General features: G+C 57.6%; 16 protein-coding genes. 9 read left to right on the top strand and 7 right to left on the bottom strand.

The annotated features are described in order from the left end of the window. Nucleotides 1-83 precede the first annotated feature (83 nt). Nucleotides 84-494, bottom strand: a complete 411-nt coding sequence (locus NC979_RS23845; protein ID WP_190522397.1) for a tellurite resistance TerB family protein — start codon at nt 492-494, stop codon at nt 84-86. A 313-nt stretch (nt 495-807) separates the two neighbouring features. Then, nucleotides 808-2283 (bottom strand): S10 family peptidase, encoded by a 1476-nt coding sequence (locus NC979_RS23840; protein WP_190522395.1) that lies wholly within the window; start codon nt 2281-2283, stop codon nt 808-810. Between the two features lie 170 nt (nt 2284-2453). Between NC979_RS23840 and NC979_RS23835 the strand changes: the two genes are divergently transcribed. Both NC979_RS23835 and NC979_RS23830 read left to right on the top strand, forming a co-directional pair. Then, entirely contained in the window at nt 2454-3308 is an 855-nt protein-coding gene (locus NC979_RS23835) for a DUF1361 domain-containing protein (RefSeq protein ID WP_190522393.1), read from the top strand. 110 nt (nt 3309-3418) lie between these two features. Beyond that, the gene (locus NC979_RS23830) at nt 3419-4951 is read left to right on the top strand and encodes an AAA family ATPase (RefSeq protein WP_190522391.1); all 1533 of its coding nucleotides are present in this window, start codon (nt 3419-3421) and stop codon (nt 4949-4951) included. Nucleotides 4952-5082: 131 nt separating this feature from the next. Here NC979_RS23830 and NC979_RS23825 read toward each other — a convergent pair whose 3' ends face one another. Further along, entirely contained in the window at nt 5083-6207 is a 1125-nt protein-coding gene (locus NC979_RS23825; RefSeq protein WP_190522389.1) for a glycosyltransferase 61 family protein, read from the bottom strand. Nucleotides 6208-7302: 1095 nt separating this feature from the next. On the opposite strand from NC979_RS23825, the gene uvrA reads away from it, so the two are divergent. After that, nucleotides 7303-10383, top strand: coding sequence for an excinuclease ABC subunit UvrA (gene uvrA / locus NC979_RS23820; RefSeq protein WP_190522387.1), 3081 nt, complete (start codon nt 7303-7305; stop codon nt 10381-10383). 39 nt (nt 10384-10422) lie between these two features. Then, on the top strand, nt 10423-10785 hold the full coding sequence (locus tag NC979_RS23815; protein ID WP_190522385.1) for a nuclear transport factor 2 family protein: 363 nt from the start codon (nt 10423-10425) through the stop codon (nt 10783-10785). Between the two features lie 132 nt (nt 10786-10917). Here NC979_RS23815 and NC979_RS23810 read toward each other — a convergent pair whose 3' ends face one another. Then, nucleotides 10918-11283 carry a hypothetical protein gene (locus NC979_RS23810; protein ID WP_190522383.1) on the bottom strand — a complete coding sequence of 122 codons (366 nt, stop codon included), beginning with the start codon at nt 11281-11283 and terminating at the stop codon, nt 10918-10920. Between the two features lie 137 nt (nt 11284-11420). After that, nucleotides 11421-13046 (bottom strand): ArnT family glycosyltransferase, encoded by a 1626-nt coding sequence (locus tag NC979_RS23805; RefSeq protein ID WP_190522381.1) that lies wholly within the window; start codon nt 13044-13046, stop codon nt 11421-11423. Nucleotides 13047-13203: 157 nt separating this feature from the next. Between NC979_RS23805 and NC979_RS23800 the strand changes: the two genes are divergently transcribed. Next, the gene (locus NC979_RS23800) at nt 13204-13956 is read left to right on the top strand and encodes a methyltransferase domain-containing protein (RefSeq protein WP_190522379.1); all 753 of its coding nucleotides are present in this window, start codon (nt 13204-13206) and stop codon (nt 13954-13956) included. Nucleotides 13957-14012: 56 nt separating this feature from the next. Here NC979_RS23800 and NC979_RS23795 read toward each other — a convergent pair whose 3' ends face one another. Then, nucleotides 14013-16172, bottom strand: a complete 2160-nt coding sequence (locus tag NC979_RS23795; protein ID WP_190522376.1) for an S-layer homology domain-containing protein — start codon at nt 16170-16172, stop codon at nt 14013-14015. A 106-nt stretch (nt 16173-16278) separates the two neighbouring features. Between NC979_RS23795 and NC979_RS23790 the strand changes: the two genes are divergently transcribed. From NC979_RS23790 to NC979_RS23780, 3 genes are all read left to right on the top strand, one after another. Next, entirely contained in the window at nt 16279-16629 is a 351-nt protein-coding gene (locus NC979_RS23790; protein ID WP_190522374.1) for a hypothetical protein, read from the top strand. Between the two features lie 78 nt (nt 16630-16707). Further along, nucleotides 16708-17043 carry a YtxH domain-containing protein gene (locus NC979_RS23785; RefSeq protein WP_190522372.1) on the top strand — a complete coding sequence of 112 codons (336 nt, stop codon included), beginning with the start codon at nt 16708-16710 and terminating at the stop codon, nt 17041-17043. Between the two features lie 11 nt (nt 17044-17054). Then, nucleotides 17055-17753, top strand: a complete 699-nt coding sequence (locus NC979_RS23780) for a DUF948 domain-containing protein (RefSeq protein WP_190522370.1) — start codon at nt 17055-17057, stop codon at nt 17751-17753. 21 nt (nt 17754-17774) lie between these two features. Here NC979_RS23780 and NC979_RS23775 read toward each other — a convergent pair whose 3' ends face one another. Further along, nucleotides 17775-19427 (bottom strand): Ppx/GppA phosphatase family protein, encoded by a 1653-nt coding sequence (locus NC979_RS23775; RefSeq protein ID WP_190522368.1) that lies wholly within the window; start codon nt 19425-19427, stop codon nt 17775-17777. 286 nt (nt 19428-19713) lie between these two features. Between NC979_RS23775 and NC979_RS23770 the strand changes: the two genes are divergently transcribed. After that, on the top strand, nt 19714-21120 hold the full coding sequence (locus tag NC979_RS23770; RefSeq protein WP_190522366.1) for an FAD-dependent oxidoreductase: 1407 nt from the start codon (nt 19714-19716) through the stop codon (nt 21118-21120). Nucleotides 21121-21137 lie beyond the last annotated feature (17 nt).

The raw sequence follows: 21137 nt of genomic DNA, 5'->3' as shown, positions 1-21137 counted from the left end.
GAGCCAGCTGAGGCAAAGTGCCTGAGAATAGCCCCAGAAATCTATCTGGAGCGATCGCCACCCGCCATCTTGATCAGCCACATCTAGCCCCGATTCTTGATCGTCATCACCTGCACAATCTGCTGGGCTAGTGGGCTGGGAATCTCTAAAATTCGGTACAGGTCTTCTAAGAATGCTTGCTCCTGAGGGGTAACGGTGCGGTCAGACAACACCAGATCGGTGGCAACCGCAAAAGCCGTCTCCCGTAAATCTTGGGGCAAAACGGCCTTGGCCTGGTCAACCATTGCCCCCGGCCCCTCAGTCTTGAGGCGCGTCAGCAACAGATCAAACAGGTGATGCACGGCATCTTTGGAGTAGCTGCTAAACAACGCCATGCGCGACAGCAGCATGGTCATATCCTGACCCTCCTGGTCGGCCAAATAGCCGTCGGCGGCGATCGCCACTAGCGCAATGCTGGCCAGCGCCTCTGCGGTGCCCATAGATGACTCGGTCATGGCGATTTTCCCTGGTATTCTGGGCACGAAGCCCTATGTGCCCCTATTTTTGCCCTAAAGCCGATGCGGCGCAATCCTGTTGTGAGGAGTCTTTACCTGAGAGGTGCCTTTATCGCTGACCCCCTAGTCCTTTGCGTGGCATCCGCCAAAATACGGAACTTTGTGATCAAACTCACCTTTGGCCGTGATAAATCCGCTAGGTTTTCAGGAACCTTCCAGGGATACTGAAATTGACTCAACTTTAGCCGAGTCATCTACAGGGAACACACAACCAACCGGCAAGCCCGCAAGGGACTGTCGGTTTTTTTTGCCACTACTTACCCGACGCCTGGTGGTAGAACCGCTGCATGTCCTCAAACCAGAGCTGCCGCGACTCATCCCAGGTATAGAACATGTGGCCTCCCTGAAAATGCCGCAGGGTGAGGTTTGGCTGGAGCTCCGGATTGAGATTCATCAAATCCCTCAAGTGCTCTGACGAGAAGTAGGGCGTCACCAGATCGTAAATGCCGTGGGTAATGTAGACCTGGAGGTAGGGGTTGAGGGCCATGCCCACCCGCAGGTCATCCACCGAGCCGACAAAGCCCTGGCGGTACTCGCTCTCAGGCAAAAACTCCCAGGCTTTGAACACCTCAAAGCTGAGCAAGTTGTAGGTCAGAGTGGTGTTCACACCCAACGTCGAGCGCAGGTGGCTGTTGATAGCTCCGGTAAACAGGCGATCGATACCCTCTAGGGTGGGGTCAGTTCCCTCATGCATCAGGCGATCGGGGAAGGGGTCGATCGCGGTGACTGAGCCATCATAGAGACCCAAAATGCGCTGCTGATGGCGCAGCAGCTCGCGGGCAAATATCACAATGTCGACGCGGCCTCGGTGGCGCTGCACCACCTCCGGCGGCAGGCCAATCAGATGAGCTAGCTGACCAAACACCCGCTGTTGGTCTTCGCCAGAGGCAGTACTGCCTAGGGCCAGCAAAGGAATAAGGGACTTGCGGGCAAAGTCGGCGGCCTTGGCTCCGTGGGCAGCCGGGCTATCAGTGGTGTCAACCTGCCCATGATACACCGCCGTAGCCGCCATCGAAGGAATCACCGTCGCCCAGCCGCTAAGGCTGTAGTCGTTGCCCTCCAGCAGCATAAACTCCATCACCGGCGAAATCAGAATCGCCCCGCATAGGCCAACGCCATAGTCTTGCTGAAGCTTGCGACAAAGCTTTGCCACTCGAAAGCCACCGTAGCTCTCTCCGGCAATAAATACCGGCGACAGCCAGCGGTGGTGAGCCGAGAGATAGCCCTGAATAAACTCGCCCAGGGCGTTGAGATCGCGATCGACCGTCCAGAATTTTTTGGCCTTTTCGTCGGGTTTACCCTCCCCTTTGTCGTCGGGCTTGTCGTCGGATTTCTCACCTTTAGTATCGTCCTTGGGCAAAACCCGGCTGAAGCCCGTGCCCACGGGGTCAATAAAGACTAAGTCGGTGAAGCTCAGCCAGCTTTCGCTGTTGTCGGCCACCTCTACCGGCGGACGCGGCAGGCTGCCGTCGGAGTTAAACACCACCCGTCGCGGACCTAGCGCCCCCACATGCAGGTAGGCCGATGCCGCCCCTGGTCCGCCGTTAAACACAAAGGTAATGGGCCGCTGAGCCAGGTCTTGGTCGGCAACGGTGTAGGCCACGTGGAACAGCTCCGCCACGGGCTTGTCGTGTTCGTAGAGGGTTTGCCACTGGGCTGAAGCGGTGTAGGCCTGGTCACCCAGCATGTGCTCGGAGGTGTTGCCCTGACGTTGGGTGTGATCTGGCATGGAGATGCGGGGTTGAAGACTCTACTTGTTATAGCGCGGGCGGTCGCCTTCAGAATAGGCGCTGCTCTAGTGGAGGGGATGCGATCGCATCCCCCTCCACAAGAGCAGACACTTGACTCGCTAGCGATTAAATTGGGTTAAGCCAAATCTGCCTTAGGAGTTGAGACCCAATGAGATGGCTCCTGCCCAACATTATCAGCGCCTTTGATAACGTCTACAGTGGCTGGATTTTATGGAACTTGTTTTTGGCGGCGATTCCGCTGCTGCTGAGCTTTAGTTTGTTTCGCCGCCAGAGTCTGTCCAACCGATGGTTTTTGGCGGCCTGTGTACTGGTGGGGATAATTGGCGTGCTAGGGCTGGGGCCTCGCATCCCTCGTGCTGTGCAAGGACTCTACAACCTACGCCAAGACAACTCCAGTCCGTTCTCCTGGTTTGAGCTGCTGTGGCTACTGGCGGTTACGGCCTTTGCCGGTCTCCTCAGTCTGAAAATTTTTAAGACCAAGCAAGATCCCAAGGGCTGGCTGTGGTGGGTGGGGCTGGTGGTGTTCTTGATCTTTCTACCCAATGCTCCTTATGTCCTCACCGATATTATTCATTTGATTCGAGGCACCAGCTCGGGCCAGATTCGCATTTTGGTTGTGGCTCTGGTGTTCATTCCCCTGCACGCAGCCGCCATTTTGCTGGGGTTCGAAGCCTACGTCGTCTCGATTCTCAACCTGGCTGCCTATCTCAAGCAGCACGGGGCCAAAGCAATGATCTTGCCCCTCGAGCTAACCATTCACGCGCTCAGCGCGGTGGGCATCTACCTAGGCCGATTTCTGCGCTTTAACAGCTGGGATCTGGTCACTGACCCCACTGGCGTCATCGCCTATACCCTCGATGCCCTGACCTCAAAGCAACCAGCGGCCGTTATCTTCGTCACATTTGTTATTTTGGCCAGCCTTTACTGGGTGATGAAACAAATCACCCTGGGGCTGAAGCTGCGCATTCGCTACGCTTGCCAGGGCATAGATGCGCTCGACTAGGGCGATTCCTGAAGGGATTGCTGCGCGAATCGCCTCAGCCTCCAAAATCCGCTGTGCAGCAACTGTGGGCAGAAGCGGGCACCTTAGCCCTAGCGTTACTTTAGGCAGTCATGTCTTTTAAAACCAGTGTCAAGCACTTTCAAAACCTGGTGACCTCTTTTCACCCGGTCATAGTAATCGACACGGTGGAAGAAGAACGGGTACAGGGGCTGATCAGGGCCGCCTGTGCTGACATGCAGATGGCCGTATTCGAGTGGAGTGTTGCCCAGGGATTGATGCAATCGCCCGACAGCCCCGACCATCGCTGGCAAAATGAGTATGTTCCCCCCGGTAGCAAGCGTGGCCAGGCCCTGCCCAAAACCAATGAACCCCTCGACATGCTGCGCCACATTCAAGACATGAGCTTCAAGGCCGTCTTTTGGCTCAAAGACTTTGCTGAACACCTCAAAGATCCGGTGGTTGCCCGTCAGTTTCGAGAAGTATCCCAACAGTTTTCTTTCAACAGCTCAACGCTGGTTCTCAGCGGCAGCGGCTATGCTCTACCACCAACCATTGCGCAGAATGCCGTCTATTTAGATATCAAGCTGCCCGAACCCGAAGAACTCTATAGAGCCATTTCCGAGACAGTGAAGACCCTCCAAGGTCAAGTCACAATTAATTTAAATCCAGATGATGTTCGCGCCCTGGTGTCAGCTCTCCAAGGCATGACCCTACACCAAGCTCGAAAAGTTGTGTCCTATGCAGCTCGGCATGACGGCAAACTCGACGTCGGTGATGTGAAGTGGGTACTAGAGCGCAAGGCCCGAGTCATCCACGAAGAGGGTCTACTGGACTACTTTCCGCCCGAAACCAACCTGGCCGAGCTAGGTGGGTTTGAGGGGCTCAAGCGCTGGCTCGCCTACGCCAAAGTGGGCTTCACGCCCCAGGCTCGTCAATATAACCTGCCCGCTCCCAAAGGCATTTTGATTGTGGGCATTCAGGGCTGCGGCAAGTCGCTGGCCGCCAAAACCATTGCCCGCCAGTGGAACCTCCCCCTCCTTAAACTCGACGCTGGCCGCCTCTACGACAAGTACATCGGCGAGTCCGACAAAAACTTCCGCCGCGCCGTCACCATGGCCGAGACCATGGCCCCCTGCATTCTGTGGATCGACGAGATCGAAAAGAGCATGGGGCAAACCAGCAGCGAATCCGATGGCGGGCTGAGCCGTCGCCTGTTCGGCTACTTCCTCACCTGGCTGCAAGAAAAATCCCAAGAAATTTTTGTAGTAGCCACCGCCAATGACCTCTCAGCTATTCCGCCAGAACTGCTGCGCAAAGGCCGCTTTGACGAAATCTTCTTTGTCGACCTGCCCGAGGCCGACGAACGCCACACCATCCTGCAAATTCACCTAGGGCGACGGCAGCAGGGCATCGAAAACTTTGATCTCAGCGAATTGGTAACTGCCACCGAAGGCTTCAGCGGAGCCGAAATTGAACAGGCCATCATCACCGCCCACTACCGCGCCCTCTACGAAAATCGACCCGCCGACACCACCCTGCTGATCGAAGAGATCAAACGCACGGTGCCCCTCTCTGTGACCCGTCGAGAGGATATCCAGCAGCTGCGAACCACGGCCCGGGAAAGGTTTGTAGCAGCACGGTAGCTATCCCCGGACTCTATCTAGATTCACGGTCGTTGGCAGATCACCGATAAGCGATTCGTGTTCTGCCAAGCCAATTACTAAAACAGTGACAGAGCTAACCTAACCCGCAAAAATTTACCAGAGATTGGTGATTAAGCATCTAAATAGTCAAGCGCCATTTGAAGAGATGCACAGTCAATCTTAAAGGAATTTGGCGATGGTCGAATAATGCCGTTAGGCAGTTTAGGGAAGTCTATGGTCTTTAAAAACTCTGGGGTAACCTGACCACGAACACCACACCACTGCCCATTCAGCCCACTAATATGGCGGCGATGAGCCCAGCGACTTGACCACCCCGGAGAGTAAAGCTCGACTACTTTAACTCCGCTATTGGGCAGTTCAGGATTTTGCAGCCCCAAGCGATTAAAAGCCATATGGCTAAGGGCAGCACCATGAACAGCTACCACGACCTTAACATCGCGAGTAATTGACCATTTTTGAGCACAGGTTAAGTCCTCGAAATAATAGGTTTTGAAGCCCTTTCCTTCGAGAAACTGGACTACTTCGCCATTGTTGATTAAACAGCGATTTCCCCTGCGAGGGATAAAAACTTTCTCTACCCCTAAAGGCTCACAGCCCGCAAACTCAGCCTCATTGAACAAGGCTGCATGAAGGTTGTAAAGCTTTGAATCAATCTCGGCAACTAGGTGCTGATTTATAATTGGAAAAAACTGGGGTGCTTCCGTGCTAGTTGCTGTAGTAGGGCGAGCGACTGACATAGAAATCACTTCGCCATAAACACTATCATCGGTGTAAATTACCGGAATACCCAATGTTGCAAAGACTTCGCGAGCCAGATTTGGTGCTCGTTCTCTAAGAACTACGTGAACATCTACATCTTGACCCAAACGCTTACTCAGCATTTGCTTTGCCAGCAGAGCCGGAGCCGCCAAGTTTTCAATGACATGCCCTATGTTGGTATCTAGCTCTTGCCGGCCATCAAATAAAAATTTTTCAGGATAGTCTAATACTTGAGTTCCCTTTACAACATTGCAAAGTGCTTTATAGAGTTTAGAGCGTTGAGAACCCGGTTTTCTAGGGCCAGTCTGACCAGTTTTGACGTCTATTTTGACCTGTAAAGGATGTAAATACTCCTCAGGCAGAAATATTCTTTCAATTGCAGGACGTAATGTATCTCCTAGCGCCGTGGGATGAGAAAAAATCATTGAAGCAGGAATTTTTATCTCAGGCAGAACTTCAACAAACGACAACCCCATACCTGGCTCTCTTTCTAATAAAACTTAACAGACTTAAAAAAGTTGGCTTTCGCTCTCTAGAGCGCAAAGATCACTAGACATAAAAGTTTTTACAGCCGATTTTACAATCGTCAGAGTTATATACTCTAAAGTTTTGATGAAATAGTCCGTAACTTTAGTTGTATCTTGACGGCTTAGACTTTGTTCAGAGGTCTTTTGTATGCACCACCCATGCCTCTAAAAGAAATATGAGTGCTGCACTAGAGCTGTGCCAAGTCTACAACTCAAGTCGGGTAACCGCAACGACTGCCTTTGCTTTCATTAGTTGATGGGTGATCTAGTGAATTGAGTTCTGTGTTGATTAACATCCTGCAACAAATCAGTGAAGCCTATAGATGCCACTGTCAGGATGAAGAATTTCAGGACTTGAGGTGATTTAAAGAAATAGAACTTAATCAGTGCTCTGTGAAGTTGGCAGGCCAAATCAATTTTTACTGGCGATCGCCTCCATATTAGTGCCTACAAACCCTAGCTATATGGTTCCTTCACCATTGAGCAGCAAACTTTAAGGGAATGTTAACCATAAGGTTACCCACCCTTCTAACAGTAACCTCAGCGGTTGGCGGCGTTGAGCTTTCTTATAGTGCCAAATTGTAGGGCTTTAGCTTACGTCAATATCGACTAGCAAAGTGCTCTGCTGTATACCGCATTTTTAGTACCTTCCCCCAAGGCTCTGATGCTCGCCTTTAAGAGCGATTATTTTGAATGGAACCAGTCGGACTGTCACCACTGTGGGCTAGTTCCTTAGCCAAGCGGCTAGCGATCGCCTCAACCGATACGATGCCCTGCTGAGGCTGTACTGTCCGCCAGACTCATTGGGAAGCGCTTGCCCATACAGAGGCCACCCACCACTTCTACAATTCAAGGGTTGTAGCCAGGCAGCCAACATTAATGGCGCAGAACATCTGCCAAGCCTGTAGCGTGGCTTGATCCATCTACGGAACTCTGCCCGGTGCTGGCGCCCCGTCCCCCGTGGTGACAACCTTGACAAGTGTTTATAAATGTTAAATTGATAAAGCGTTAAATTGATAAAGCGTTTTCAATAAGCCCCCAGATATGCCCAAATCGGACGCTTCCGCTAAGAAAACCGCTGCCTCTAGCAAAGGCCGAGCGTCCACCAATGGCAACCAGCACACCGGCCTCGCCCACCACCACGCCGCCATTGACGACAACGTCATTCGCATTCGGGGAGCTCGGCAGCACAACCTAAAGAATCTGGACCTAGAGATTCCCCGCAACAAGCTGATTGTGTTTACGGGGGTTTCTGGTTCAGGCAAGTCGTCCCTGGCCTTTGACACGATTTTTGCCGAAGGCCAGCGTCGCTATGTGGAGTCCCTCAGCGCCTACGCTCGCCAGTTTTTGGGCCAGGTTGACAAGCCCGATGTGGACGCGATCGAGGGGCTGAGCCCGGCCATCTCTATTGACCAAAAGTCGACCTCCCACAACCCGCGCTCGACTGTGGGCACGGTTACCGAAATTTACGACTACCTGCGCCTGCTCTATGGGCGGGCGGGCGATCCCCACTGTCCCCACTGCGATCGCAGCATCTCCCCGCAATCCATCGATCAGATGATCGATCGGGTCATGGCCCTGCCCGAGCGCACCCGCTTCCAGATTCTCGCCCCCGTGGTGCGGGGCAAAAAAGGCACCCACAAGAAGCTGCTCTCTAGCCTCGCCTCCGAGGGGTTTGTGCGGGTGCGGGTCAACGGCGAACTGCGCGAACTGACCGACAACATCGAACTCGACAAAAACTACAGCCACAACATTGAGGTGGTGGTCGATCGCCTGGTGAAAAAGGATGGCCTGCAAGATCGCCTGGCTGATTCATTGCGCACCTGCCTGAAGCGATCGGAGGGGATCGCGGTGATCGACATTCTGGCGGAGAAGCCCCAGGAAACCGCCAACCCGGAGCCGGGCAGCAACGTCGTGTCTCTAACCGATCGCCTGCCCCAGGCGGCAGAGGCCGAAGGCAGCTACGGCCAGCCCAAGGAACTAGTTTTCTCCGAAAACTTCGCCTGCCCCGAGCACGGCGCGGTGATGGAGGAGCTGTCGCCCCGACTATTCTCGTTTAACTCGCCCTACGGAGCCTGCCCCCACTGCCACGGGTTAGGTAGCCTACGGACCTTCTCGGCAGAGCTGGTGGTACCGGATCCTACTCTGCCGGTCTACGCCGCGATCGCCCCCTGGTCAGAAAAAGACAACACCTACTACTTCTCGCTGCTCTACAGCGTCGGCCAGGCCTTTGGCTTTGAGATTCAGAGCCGGTGGGATCAGCTCACCCCTGAGCAGCAGCACATCGTGCTCCACGGCAGCGACGAGAAAATTTACATCGAGTCAGACTCGCGCTACCGCGAGCGCAAGGGCTATCAGCGCCAGTATGAGGGGGTGCTGCCCATTCTCGACCGGCAGTATAAAGACGCCACCTCTGAGCTGCACAAGCAAAAGCTCGAAAAGTACCTGATCGACCAGCCCTGCGAGGTCTGCCACGGCACCCGCCTCAAGCCCGAGTCGAACGCGGTGCGGATTGGCCCCCACTCGATTAGCGACCTCACCAACGTCTCCATTCGCGAATGTCTCAGCCGCATTCGCAACCTGGTGGGCGAAGAAGGTGAGGCCCCCAAGCTCTCGGCCCGGCAGCTCCAGATCGGGGCGCTGGTGCTGCGCGAGATTCGCGCCCGGCTCCAGTTCATGATGGATGTGGGCTTAGACTACCTGACCCTGCACCGCACCGCCATGACTCTGTCTGGGGGCGAGGCCCAGCGCATTCGCCTGGCCACTCAAATTGGCTCGGGCCTCACTGGCGTGCTCTACGTGCTGGATGAGCCCAGCATTGGCCTGCACCAGCGCGACAACGATCGCCTGCTCAATACCCTGCACCGCCTGCGCGATTTGGGCAACACGCTCATTGTGGTGGAGCACGACGAGGACACAATCCGCGCCGCCGACTACTTAGTCGATATTGGCCCTGGGGCTGGGGTGCACGGTGGAGCGATCGTCGCCGAGGGCGATCTCAAAACCCTGATGACCGCGAAGGATTCCCTCACCGGAGCCTATCTGTCGGGGCGGATGTCGATCCCCACTCCGGCAGAGCGGCGGCCGGGGAATGGGCGATCGCTCACCCTGAAAAATGCTCGCCGCAACAACCTCAAGCATTTGGATGTCGAACTGCCCCTGGGGGCGCTGGTGTGCATCACCGGCGTCTCAGGCTCGGGCAAATCGACCCTGGTGAATGAGCTGCTCTACCCGGCCCTCCAGCACCACTTTGGCAGCAAGGTGCCCTTTCCCAAGCACATGGACAAGCTGGACGGGCTCAAGGCGCTGGATAAGGTGATTGTCATCGACCAGTCGCCCATCGGGCGCACGCCCCGCTCTAACCCCGCCACTTATACCGGCGTGTTCGACGTAATCCGCAACCTGTTCACCGAAACCATCGAGGCCAAAGCGCGGGGCTACAAGGCGGGGCAGTTCTCCTTTAACGTCAAGGGCGGGCGCTGCGAAGCCTGCGGCGGCCAGGGGGTGAACGTGATTGAGATGAATTTTCTGCCCGACGTGTATGTACAGTGCGAGGTCTGCAAGGGGGCGCGCTACAACCGCGACACCCTGCAAGTCACCTACAAGGGCAAAAACATCTCCGACGTGCTGAATATGACCGCCGAAGAGGCTCTAGGTTTCTTCGAGAATATTCCCCAAGCCGCCAGCCGCCTGCAAACGATGGTGGATGTGGGTCTGGGCTACATTCGCCTGGGGCAGACGGCCCCTACCCTCTCCGGTGGGGAAGCCCAGCGGATGAAGCTTGCCTCGGAGCTGGCTCGCCGCTCGACGGGCAAAACCCTGTACCTGATTGACGAGCCGACTACGGGCCTGTCATTCTACGACGTGCACAAGCTGCTGGATGTGGTGCAGCGCCTAGTCGACAAGGGCAACTCGGTGCTGATGATCGAGCACAACTTAGATGTGATTCGCTGCGCCGACTGGATTGTGGACCTGGGACCGGAGGGGGGCGATCGCGGCGGTGAGCTGATCGCGGTGGGCACTCCAGAGGAAGTTGCTAAGGTGCAAGGCTCCTACACGGGCAACTACCTAGCCAAGGTGCTGGAGCAGCACCCCGTCGTAAATAAGGCGGCATCGGTCTCTTAGGTATTGCCAATTCGAAACTACTTGCATATGTAGACAATTATGGAACCGCGAGATCTTCTCAAGGCTTGGGTTGATACATTCAACCGCCGCGATGTGGAAGGCCTAGTAGCCTTCTACAGCGACGATGCCATTAACCATCAAGTGGCCGATGCGCCCGTCATCGGTCGCCACGCCATTCGAGCCATGTTTGCGGCCGCGTTTGCCCAGGCCGACATGGTCTGCATCGTCGAGCAAATTTTTCAGGATGGAGAGTGGGCTATTCTCGAATGGCGCGATCCTTTGGGGCTGCGAGGCTGCGGTTTTTTTCATATTCTGGACGGCAAAATTGTCTTTCAGCGCGGTTATTGGGACAAGCTGACATTTTTGCGGCTCAACGGCTTGCCCCTGCCAGATGCACCCTAACAGGGGATAGAGGCACCACTCGTGCATGAAGGATTCAATGGGGATTCCCCAAAGCGAGAGGGCAGGGGCGATCGCCCCTGCCCTCTATAATTTCTCCAGATACTCTCCTAGAAATTTGACCTCTACTTTTACCTAAAAGCCAGCATCCGATTCGGTCCAGGTGGCGCAGGGTTCAACGCTGCAGCTAGCCATCACCAGCTCAATCAAGAAGTTGCCCTCGTAGGGAGCAACTACTCCAGGCACAGCGTCAACCAGCGTATCTGAGGCTACCAGTTCACCCGACTGAGCGTCGTAGAGAAACATGTCAAGATCGCTACAGTCGTCATCGCAGCTGGCGAACACAGCCTCATCCGCCAGCAAGTAGCCTTCGTAGGTAATGGTTTCGCCAGTGCTGAGCCAATCTGAGCGAGACTGAGCCTGGGCAATCGTTGCTGTGGTTGCAATCGCGATCGCCCCTAACGCCACCGTTGCCGTCATCTTCACTCCAAACTTAGTCATATTCAATGCTCCGAGGTTGATAAAAATGAGGCCAACGCCCGGTCCGTGACCAGCGATTGACCTTACCCCTAGACTGCCTCTAGCGGTATCTATTACCACACCAAGTTTTGCCAGCTCTACGGAGACTTTACCAATGTTTAAGGAAGCTGCACCAACACCCAATCGCGCACCTGGCCTAAGCGCACCGTCTCGGCAGGTAGCGCACCCAAGTCTGGGACAGCGACCCAGGCATAGCTGCCTGGAGATAGGGTCTGCCAGGCGTCGGTAGCGGTGCCGGGCTGGGGCGTGTAGAAGGTGAGCAACACCGCATCCTCGTCACCCAGGCCGATGCTGTTGACAATGGCGTGGACAGGGTTTTGGGCCACAATCTCTTGGAGGGGTGGAGTGGCCAGCGTCAGCTTAATGTCAGGGTTGTAGTTGCCCCACAGGCCAGTGGCGTAGAGCAGGGCGATCGCCCCCCATGGCCCCAGCAGCCACCCCCCCTGCCAAAGGGCGGTGGACTCACCGCGCTGGTGGCGAGCGGGGCGCCAGGAAACAGCCAGCGGCACTAGCCACCCCAGCCCCGCCGCGATCGCCACCAGGCCGTAGCGCCACAGCCCCTCCACCGGAAATCGCTGGGGTTGCAGCAGGGCCACACCCCCCGCGAGGATCAGCACAGCCCCAATACTCGCTAGGAGAACGGTTAAACCTGTCACCAGGCGAGAACGTCGATGCGATCGGTAAAGGGTTCCCAGGGTAGTCAGGGTCAGCGCCGCCAGCAGGGCGACGAAGGGCAACAGCTGGAGCGGGTAATACCAGGTGCGGGTTTTAAACAGGGCCAGCAGGGTAAACAGCACCAGCGGATAGCCTAGCCACAACGCTTTACGCGGGTAGGACGACTGCCATCCCAGCCACACCCCGGGCACCGCCAGCAGCGGCCAAGGAAAAGCATTAAGAGGAATATTCCAGAAATAGTAGAGCGGGCCGACGTTGTGAAAGTCTTCCTGGGCCAGGTTGGCCAGCAGGCCAAAGGTGCGTTCGAGGGGCAGCGAGCCGTAGCGCTGCACGCTGAGAGCCAGCCAGGCGATCGCGGGCACCATTCCCACCACTAGGCCCAGGTAGATTCCTGGGTTCAGCAGATGGCGGTGGCGGCGATGGTCAAGCAGCAGGTAGGGCACCAGGGCCATCACCACCAGAATCACCATGATGCTTTTGAGCATAAAGCCCAGGCCCACGGTGCTGCCGGCCAATAGCCCCCAGCCCCACCGACGCTGAGGCTGCGCTTCCGACTGAAGTAAAGCCCAGATCCCAAGCAGTTCCAGCGCGGTCAGCGGCACGTCTTGAGTGGCCAGCCGCGAGGCCTGCATCCAGATCGGGGTGGCCGCGAGAATCGCTGCGCCCCAAAGAGCAATCTGGGGCGTCAAACACCGCAGGCCGATCCCGTAGGTCAGCATCACCGCCCCCCAGCTGGCGATCGCCCCCGGCAGCCGCGCCGACCATTCACTCACCCCAAACAGTTTGTAGGAAGCCGCAATCAGCCACTGAATACCCATCATGCGATCGTGCACCGGGGCACCCCACCACTGCTGGGTAACCCAGTCCCCCGTTTCCACAATCCACCGAGCCTGCTGAGCGTACCAGCCCTCGTCATGGGGCATCAGGCTTTGCATCGGGCTGCGCAATAGCAGCAATAGGCCTACCCACAGACTTAGCACCAGGTAAGGTGCTAGGGAAGATTTGCCAAGGCTAAATCGCTGGGTGGTCAGGCTGGATGACAAGGGCATGGAGAGTTTCGACCTAGGGCTCAGTCAATTTCATCACCCTACTATAGACGGAGGCATGGCAGGAGCCGGGGTCTGCCGATAGCCATCTGCTTTCTCGCGAGAATGACCACCTATGATGGTGCCTAGGCCCAAACTCAAGGGAGAGGCAAGCGAAAGAATGGCGTTGGAAAGCATCGATCGACACAACCAAGAAATTCTCAAAAATGCCGACGCCTGGCACCAGAAGCCGGCTCTGCGGGCAATCTACAAAACGTTTCACCAAGCCATCGCCAACTACCTAGCTCCGCTGCCCCAGCCCATCGTCGAGCTAGGCTCTGGAGTCGCCGATATTCAGCGGGTGATCCCCGGCTGTATTCGCACCGACATCTTCCCTAATCCCTGGATTGATCGAGTTGAGAATGCCTACGCCCTCTCCTTTGCCCCCGGCAGCCTGTCAAACTTGGTGCTCTTTGACGTGTTTCACCACCTGCGCTATCCCGGCACCGCCCTCCAGGAGTTCGATCGCGTGCTGGCCCCCGGTGGCCGGGTGATTTTGTTTGAGCCCTGCGTCAGCCTACTAGGCCTGCTGGTCTACGGTGCCCTCCACCCCGAACCCCTGGCCCTCAACCAACCAATTCAGTGGCACGCGCCCCCCGCGTGGAATCCGAGCCAAATTGATTACTATGCCGCCCAAGGCAACGCCAGCCGCCTGTTTCTCAAAACCAACATCCCCCAAGATTTGAACAGATTTCGAGTCGTGACCACCCAGCGCTACGCCGCCATCTCCTACGTCGCCTCCGGCGGCTACTCGAAACCCCAGCTCTACCCCACCTTGTGGCTACCGCTGATGACAGCGATCGATCGCCTCTGCGACCACCTCCCCCAACTCTTCGCCACCCGCCTACTCGTGGTTTTAGAAAAAGTCACCTAAACTACCCGCCCACTCACCCACCCATCCACCCGCCTACCCATCCACTGTCCACTCCCCTACGGCCTCACAATAAACGGATTATCAATCCTCGACGCCCGCAGCTGTAGCACTAGCGCCTGATACACCGCCGCACAGACATCGGCGCGGCTGGCTACCCGGTTGGGGTGGAGCTGAGCAATGTCGGGCACGTTGACCACCAGACCGAGTTGCGTGGCCTTAGCGACCGCATTCACCGCATAGTCGGGAATGGTGGCGCGATCGCGGTAACGCTCCAGCAGTCTCAGGTTGCCGGGCTGATTGGGCAGCAGCGCCAGCCCTGAGATCAACGCTACCCACACCTGGGCTCGCAACAAAGGATTTTCTGGCCCAAAGGTTTGATCGGGAAACCCCGAGAGAAACCCACCCCGGTAGGCGGTTTGAATGGCGCTGGCCCCCCAGTAGCCCGCGGGCACATCGCGAAACAGCTGGGCCGGACGGCGCGGCGCGGGGGCAAAGGCGCGACTGACTAGGGCAGCAAACTGGGCGCGGGTCATGGGCTGAGCGGGGTTAAAGCGGCCCGCGTCATCCCCCTGCACTAGGCCGAGGTTGAGTAAGCCCTGAATAAAGTCCAGCGCCCAATGGGTTTGAATATCGGGAAACGATCCTTGAGCCATGGCAGCAGGGGGAGTAGCGACAGTAGTTAAGGGAGGGGCCTTGCCTTGGGCTACCAGCCCCTGGTAAATCAGCACGGCAACCTCGGCGCGGGTCATGGTTTCTAGGGGCCGCAGCTGCTCTGGGTCGGGATGGTTGATCACCAAGCCCGCCTGAGTGGCGCTGGCCAGAGCATCGATCGCATAGCTAGGAATCTGGGCACGATCGCAGTACACCCCCAGCCCGCTTGCTGGGGCCGGGGGCAACTTCAGTCCCGTGGCCACCGCCACGATCGCCTGCACTCGCACCATGCCCTGGTTAGGACGAAAGGTCTGGTCGGGGTAGCCGCCCAAAAAGCCCTTGCGCTGGGCCTGGTCGATAGCGCTGGCGGCCCAGTGGGTCGGCGGCACGTCCACAAAGGTGATGGCTCCCCGCACCGGGTCGAAGTTGCTGTAGCTGGCGGCCACCATAGCTGCAAACTGGCCCCGATTGATAGTCTCCTGAGGGCGATAGGTGCCATTGCCGTAGCCCTTCACCAGGCCGCGATCGGCCAGAGCCTCAATGTAGGGAGTGGCCCAGTGGCTCCCCAGGTCGGTAAAGCGGCTAGGCACCGGAGTAGCTGGAGTCAGCGGCTTGTCCGACGGGGGGAGGAGCGTAGGTGCGGAGGGCGCAGGGGATACGGTGGGGCGATCGAGCAGCACCGGCGGTACGGCGGCGGGGTCGGGCCACTGGCTTGCCAATAGATTGACTGTCCCCACCAGCCCTGTGGGAATCACGTCGTTGCCGACCAGCGTTAGCGCCGGTTGGGTGTCGTTGCGCAGATCGGCTTGGCGGTTGTAGCGCAAAATGTTGCCCGCTGGGTCGTCGGGCTGGCCCAGATCGGGGCGACCGGTGTCTTGCACCACTAGGCCAGCGGTTTGGTTTTGCACTAGCCGATTGTGCCGCAGCACCGGATTAGCGGCCCCAGCCACCTGCACCCCCACTTGATTGTTTGAGCACTGGCAGCTGCGAATCAGCGGCGCAGCGTTTTGCCCTAGGTAAATGCCGGTACCGCAGCGCTCTACGGTGCAGTCCTGCACCTCGCCCCGAGCTTGGTCGACAAAGCTGAGGCCGCGATCGCTGCAATCATCTACCCCCGTTTTGGCCACCAGGGGACGGCTGGCCCCCGCTACCTGAAGCCCCACCTTGCACTGGTTGAGGCGACAGGCGCGCACTAAGGGCGCGCCCAAGCCAATCAAGATGCCAACGCCCTGAGGGTTTTGCACCGTCACCCCCCGCAGCTGGCCCTGGCCTTGAATAATTAACCCCACTGAAATCGCCCCTGGCCCTGGGCCGCCACCTGCGATCGCAATCCCCTGGCCTTGGGTCGATTCCTGGCCCGCGATTATCACGCCGTCCGGCACGGTGATGGGGAAGCGTTCGCCTGTAGCAGCGCTGTAGGTGCCGGGGGCGAGCTTGATCAGCGTGTTGGTCTGGGCCGCACCAAGGGCAATCGTCAGGGTTTTGTAGGGCAGGTGGGGACGGCCCGAAGGTTCATCAATCCCGCGGTTGGGATCCACATCAAGGGTTTTAGCTATAGTGTCCAACGGGTAGATCTCCTAACGGCAGCAGGAAATGCGGCGGTTGGCTCAGAATGTCGCTATGCCAGAATACCGTTATGATTAAGCCAGTTAAAAGGATAGGGCGAAAGTTGTGATTGCGGTTGCCGTTAGCCTAAATCTAGTGATTGCGCTGTTTTGCTTTTATGTGGCCTGGCAGGTATGGCAGTTGAGCAAAAGCCTCGGAGCCGTGGCCGACGCGCTGACGACTTGGGAGCGCAACACCCACAACACTCTCAATCCCGTTGTTATTCCTCCCGCTATTTTGCGCGGCCAAGCAGGCACAGCCTACCTTAGACAACGCTACAGCCTACTTCAGCTCCAGCTTCAACGCCTTCAACAGCTCATGGCTATGGTGGGTCTGCTGCCCCAGGCCAGCCGTTGGCTAGGAATGAGTCGCCGGTTCAGCCCCAGGGCCAACGTGGCTTCTGCTAAAAGGCGGTAGGATTGCCTTAGCTCTAGCCGGTTAAGGGATTGGGCAGAGGTCGGGGCAACGGTTTGGCAAGCACAGGATAAAGACATTATGAGCGAGAAACAGTCAGGGGGGTTTGTTGGCGGAGTGCTGCTAGGAGCCGCTATAGGCGCAGTGGCAGGGCTGCTGGTGGCTCCCCGTACCGGGCGCGAAACCCGTCGCATTCTCAAAAAATCAGCTGATGCCTTGCCTGAGCTGGTCGAAGACTTAGCCACCAGCGTCAATCTTCAGGCCGATCGCCTATCGGAAACCGCCCTAGTCAACTGGGACCACACGCTGACTCGGCTGCGGGCGGCGATCGCCGCCGGTCAAGAGGCCAGCCGTCAGGAATATGAGCAGCTTCGCCAGTCCGCACCCGTGGTCAGTAACGGGTCTACCCAGGAGTAGGAGCACCCATTTTGGCCGACCCGCTGTTTTGGCTAGCTCTATCGTTTTTGCTGGTTGTCATCAGTCTGACAGCGGTGCTGATGGTGGCCATACCGGCTATGCGCGAGCTGGGTCGTGCCGCCCGCAGTGCCGAAAAATTCTTTGATACTCTGGGTCGCGAGCTGCCCCCCACCCTAGAGGCCATTCGTCTCACCGGGTTAGAAATTGTGGAGCTCACCGACGACGTCACCGAGGGCGTGCAGAGTGCTGGGCAGGTGGTGCAGCAGGTCAACCAGAGTATTTCCACTGCCCAGACCGGAGCTAAGCGCCTAAACACTGGCACCAAGACTTTTATGGCCGGAGCCCGCGCTGCCTGGCAAGCCTGGACGAAGAATTCGTCGCCTCAGCCACCGCCCCGCCGCCCCGCCAAATCAGCCCAGACACACCAACCCACCATTCAGCCTGGCGATCGCGCCCCCATCCCCACCCCACGACCGCTGGAGCTTGAGGACAGCCACAGGGAAAACCAGAGCGATGGCGCGGCCTCCCTGGAGGAAAATCGCATCCTTCCCGGTAACCTTGATGCCCCGCTTCCTCAGCTCGAAGAAACCACCCTTCACGCGCTCCCCGAGGCTGGGCTAGAGACCATTCCCACCGCCGACTCTTCCGAGCTATTGCCCAGTCGGTCGACCCAGCAAACCCAGCACCACCCCAGCGCCGAGCGAGACTAGGGGCTTCGGCTGTTAAATGCTTTAACCCACCAGCCGAGCCGCCAGCTTTACCTCAAACACCTGCTCAAAGTAGGCCTTTTTATAGTCTAGATTCCACAGTTCTGAGGCGCAGTCGTCATTGGGGTTGGCGGCCCGCACCTCTATGGACAGCAGGTGGGCGTCAGCATCGAAGTTGCAGTGAATGCTCTCAACGGCCCCAATTCCACGGCGATCGAGAGCCACCGCCAGGCGCAGCAGGGCGCTGAGGTGAGTAATCATCTGTCGGTGGTAGCGGGTGGGCAGATTGCGATAGTTATCGTGCTTCTTTTTAGGGGCGCTCTTACGGTGATAGCGAGCGATGTTAGCGATCACCTCCAGCTCGGTTTCGGTATAGCCCAGCAGCTCGCCATGGCGGATCAGATAGTAAGAATGCTTATGGTGCGACGAGTGGCTGACAAAATGGCCGCAGTTGTGCAGGATGGCGGCGGCCCAGAGCAGTTCTTTTTCTAGATTGCCCCAGGTGTGCAGGCTGCCTCGGGTTTGCTCAAACAGATCCATCGCAAACTCAGCCACCCGCTTTGAGCGGTCGAAGTGCACCTTATATTTCTTCGCGGTTTTGAGAATGTTGCGCTGCCGTACCGACTTTTGAAACTGCATCCGGTCTTCGATCAGACCGTGGGTGAGCATCCAGTCAACGACGACCCCCTCCCGCAGGGCACGCTCGCAGATGGTAATGCTCTCAGCATTGAGGAGCCCCATAGTTTCATGCAAAATCACCGCTCCCGCTACGACAATCTCGGCGCGGCGCGGCGACATTTCGGGCAGGGCTAGCCGTTCGGCGTAGGTGGCGTGGCGCAGGGTTTCGACCAGCCGCGAGATCTCGTCGTAGCTCATCTGAAACCCGTTAAGGGGATTGGGCACCAGGCCCAGTCGCTCGGCAGCGATGACTGCGGCTAGACACTCAATGGTGCCCGAGGTACCCATCAGCTGCATCGGCTCTCCGTCTTGGAGATGGTGCTTAAGCTTGGTGGTATTGGGTTCTATCATGCCCCGCACGTAGGCTCGCAGAGAGCTAAACTCGGCATCTGAAATGGGGTCAGTGGAAATAAACTGGGCCGTGAGCCGCACCGCCCCCACCTTGGTGCTGCTGAGAAAGCGATGGGGTTCGCCGGTGCCCAAAATTAACTCGGTGGAGCCGCCGCCAATGTCGATGATGGTGTGGGGCTGGCCATTAAACTCTACGCCCGAGAGCACGCCCAGGTAGATGCGCCGCGCTTCTTCGGTGCCCGAAATCAGGTTGAGGGCCAGGCCAACTTCTGTGTAAACCCGCTCAACAAATTCTTGGCCGTTGCTGGCCTCCCGCACAGCGCTGGTGGCTACCGCCACAATATCTTCGGCCTGAAGGCTAGAGGCGATCGCACAGCAGCGTTTTAGCGCCTTGATCGCCCGCTCCATAGCGGCCTCCGACAGCCCCCCCGTGGCTGCATTGAAGTCGCCTAGGCGCACGGTCTCTTTCTCGCGATCGACAATGGTAAAGGCGGGTAGATCAGGCTGAATTTTGACAACCACCATGTGAATCGAGTTAGTGCCCACATCGATGGCCGCCAAAACGCGATCGCTAGTAATTTCTGGCGGGGCAAAGTCAGAAAAATCGGTAATCGATGCGAACTCGCGGGTCGAAATAGTGCCTGTCATAGTCGCCCATGCTGCGTTTGTTTCAAATCTTACCTGGCCCGCTGCACCCCATCAGGACCAGGAATAAACTTTACTCAGACTAAATAAACTAGGAAGGGAGTTGGAGGGAATAGGAAAGATAAGGGAGATAGGGAAGATGGGGAGCTAGAGAGATCCACAGAAACCCTTACCTCTCACCCCTTAACCCCCCACGCCCTCACCTTCCTCATCTCCCTCACCTTCCCCATCGCCCCGATCCCCCTGCTGACGCTGGCGCTAAACTCATGGGGACACACGTGGAGAGACCATGACCGTTGACTACGACGCAGTGATTCTCGGCGGCACGGTGCAGGGGCGTGAGGCAGCGGCCTTGGCGGTGCGAGAGGGTGCGCGGGTAGCCCTGGTTGAGCCTCCGGGCGAGGTGGAGCGGCAGGTTCGTCGGCAGATTGTGCTTACCACCCTAGCTCAAGCTGGAGCTTCTCAAGGCCCAACCTGGGAGTCGCTGAAATCTCAGGTCAGAGCGCTAGAGGCGATCGCCTACCCCCACCTGAATCTTGATAGCTTGGCCACTAGCGGTGTGGATGTAGTGCTGGAACCGGGCCAGTTTAGCCCTCGGCCAAATCTGGCAGTGACAACGTTGACGCGGCGACTGCGATCGCGCAGCTACCTCCTCACCCCCAGTACCGCCGTTGCCATCCCCGATATTCCTGGGCTAGCCGAAACCCCCTACCTGACTCTCGACACGCTGCTAGACTTAGCGGCGCTGCCCGAGTCGGCGATCGTGCTGGGGCGGAGTGCAGCGGCGATCGCCCTGGCCCAAGCCCTGGCTCAACTCGGTTGCCACACCACCCTAGTCACCCGAGGCGACACCCTCCTCGCTACCGAAGACCCTGATATATCTGCTTTTGTAGAAGCGCTGCTGGAGGCGGCAGGAGTAACCCTCAAGCTCAACACTCGCTTAGACGGGATCCATTACAAAGATAGCGTTGAAGTCTCATTGGCCAGTGGTGACTTACTCAAGGCTCAAACCCTGGTACTAGCTACCGCTTCCCACCCTGCCTTGGGGCCGCTCAACCTCAGCAGCATCGGCATTCAGCCTCAAATAGTTCACGGCGTCGCCACCGCTTTATCGGTGGACGATCGCCTCGCCACTGCCCATCCCCGAGTGTTTGCCTGCGGCCCGGCCCTGGGGGGTTACTGGGCCGAATCAACCGATCGCCAAGAGGTGGCGATCGCCCTGCACAATGCGCTCTACCTGCCGCTGCGAAAGGTTTCCTTTCTCAACCGCCCTGCCCTACTCCACACCGGGCCAGAATATGCGCGGATTGGGCTCACCGCTGATCAAGCCCGTCACTGGTACGGCAGCGAAGCAACTGTGGTACAAGTAGCTTTCGGCCAAGTTCTTAAGACCCACTACGGTAACGACATCACGGGCTTTTGCCGGTGGATAGTGCGCGCCGATGGGCAGCTGCTCGGTGCCCAAATTTGCGGCCCTGGAGCCAGCGAACTCATGCACACGGTAGCGCTGGCGATCGACCAGAATATTTCGCTGCCGCGGCTCGATCAGGTGCCAACGCTATCTCTCAGCCAAGCGGAGATCATTCCCTTAATGGTGAGCGAGTGGCAGCGGCAGCGCTGGCGGCACGGCACTTGGCGACGAGACTGGGCCGAGAACTGGTTTAACTGGCGGCGATCGCGGCGACGGCGGCTGTAAACAGGTAGGGGCAAACG

Origin of the sequence: Leptolyngbya subtilissima AS-A7, assembly GCF_039962255.1 — a bacterium.
Classification (GTDB): domain Bacteria; phylum Cyanobacteriota; class Cyanobacteriia; order Phormidesmidales; family Phormidesmidaceae; genus Nodosilinea.
Note: the sequence above shows the minus strand (reverse complement) of the source record. Positions and strands in the feature narration are given on the sequence as shown.

Bases quoted from the DNA above. Each gene is read 5' to 3' on its own strand.
- NC979_RS23845 (WP_190522397.1), bottom strand. From the start codon at position 494: ATGACCGAGTCATCTATGGGCACCGCAGAGGCGCTGGCCAGCATTGCG.
- NC979_RS23840 (WP_190522395.1), bottom strand. From the start codon at position 2,283: ATGCCAGATCACACCCAACGTCAGGGCAACACCTCCGAGCACATGCTG.
- NC979_RS23835 (WP_190522393.1), top strand. From the start codon at position 2,454: ATGAGATGGCTCCTGCCCAACATTATCAGCGCCTTTGATAACGTCTAC.
- NC979_RS23830 (WP_190522391.1), top strand. From the start codon at position 3,419: ATGTCTTTTAAAACCAGTGTCAAGCACTTTCAAAACCTGGTGACCTCT.
- NC979_RS23825 (WP_190522389.1), bottom strand. From the start codon at position 6,207: ATGGGGTTGTCGTTTGTTGAAGTTCTGCCTGAGATAAAAATTCCTGCT.
- uvrA (WP_190522387.1), top strand. From the start codon at position 7,303: ATGCCCAAATCGGACGCTTCCGCTAAGAAAACCGCTGCCTCTAGCAAA.
- NC979_RS23815 (WP_190522385.1), top strand. From the start codon at position 10,423: ATGGAACCGCGAGATCTTCTCAAGGCTTGGGTTGATACATTCAACCGC.
- NC979_RS23810 (WP_190522383.1), bottom strand. From the start codon at position 11,283: ATGACTAAGTTTGGAGTGAAGATGACGGCAACGGTGGCGTTAGGGGCG.
- NC979_RS23805 (WP_190522381.1), bottom strand. From the start codon at position 13,046: ATGCCCTTGTCATCCAGCCTGACCACCCAGCGATTTAGCCTTGGCAAA.
- NC979_RS23800 (WP_190522379.1), top strand. From the start codon at position 13,204: ATGGCGTTGGAAAGCATCGATCGACACAACCAAGAAATTCTCAAAAAT.
- NC979_RS23785 (WP_190522372.1), top strand. From the start codon at position 16,708: ATGAGCGAGAAACAGTCAGGGGGGTTTGTTGGCGGAGTGCTGCTAGGA.
- NC979_RS23775 (WP_190522368.1), bottom strand. From the start codon at position 19,427: ATGACAGGCACTATTTCGACCCGCGAGTTCGCATCGATTACCGATTTT.
- NC979_RS23770 (WP_190522366.1), top strand. From the start codon at position 19,714: ATGACCGTTGACTACGACGCAGTGATTCTCGGCGGCACGGTGCAGGGG.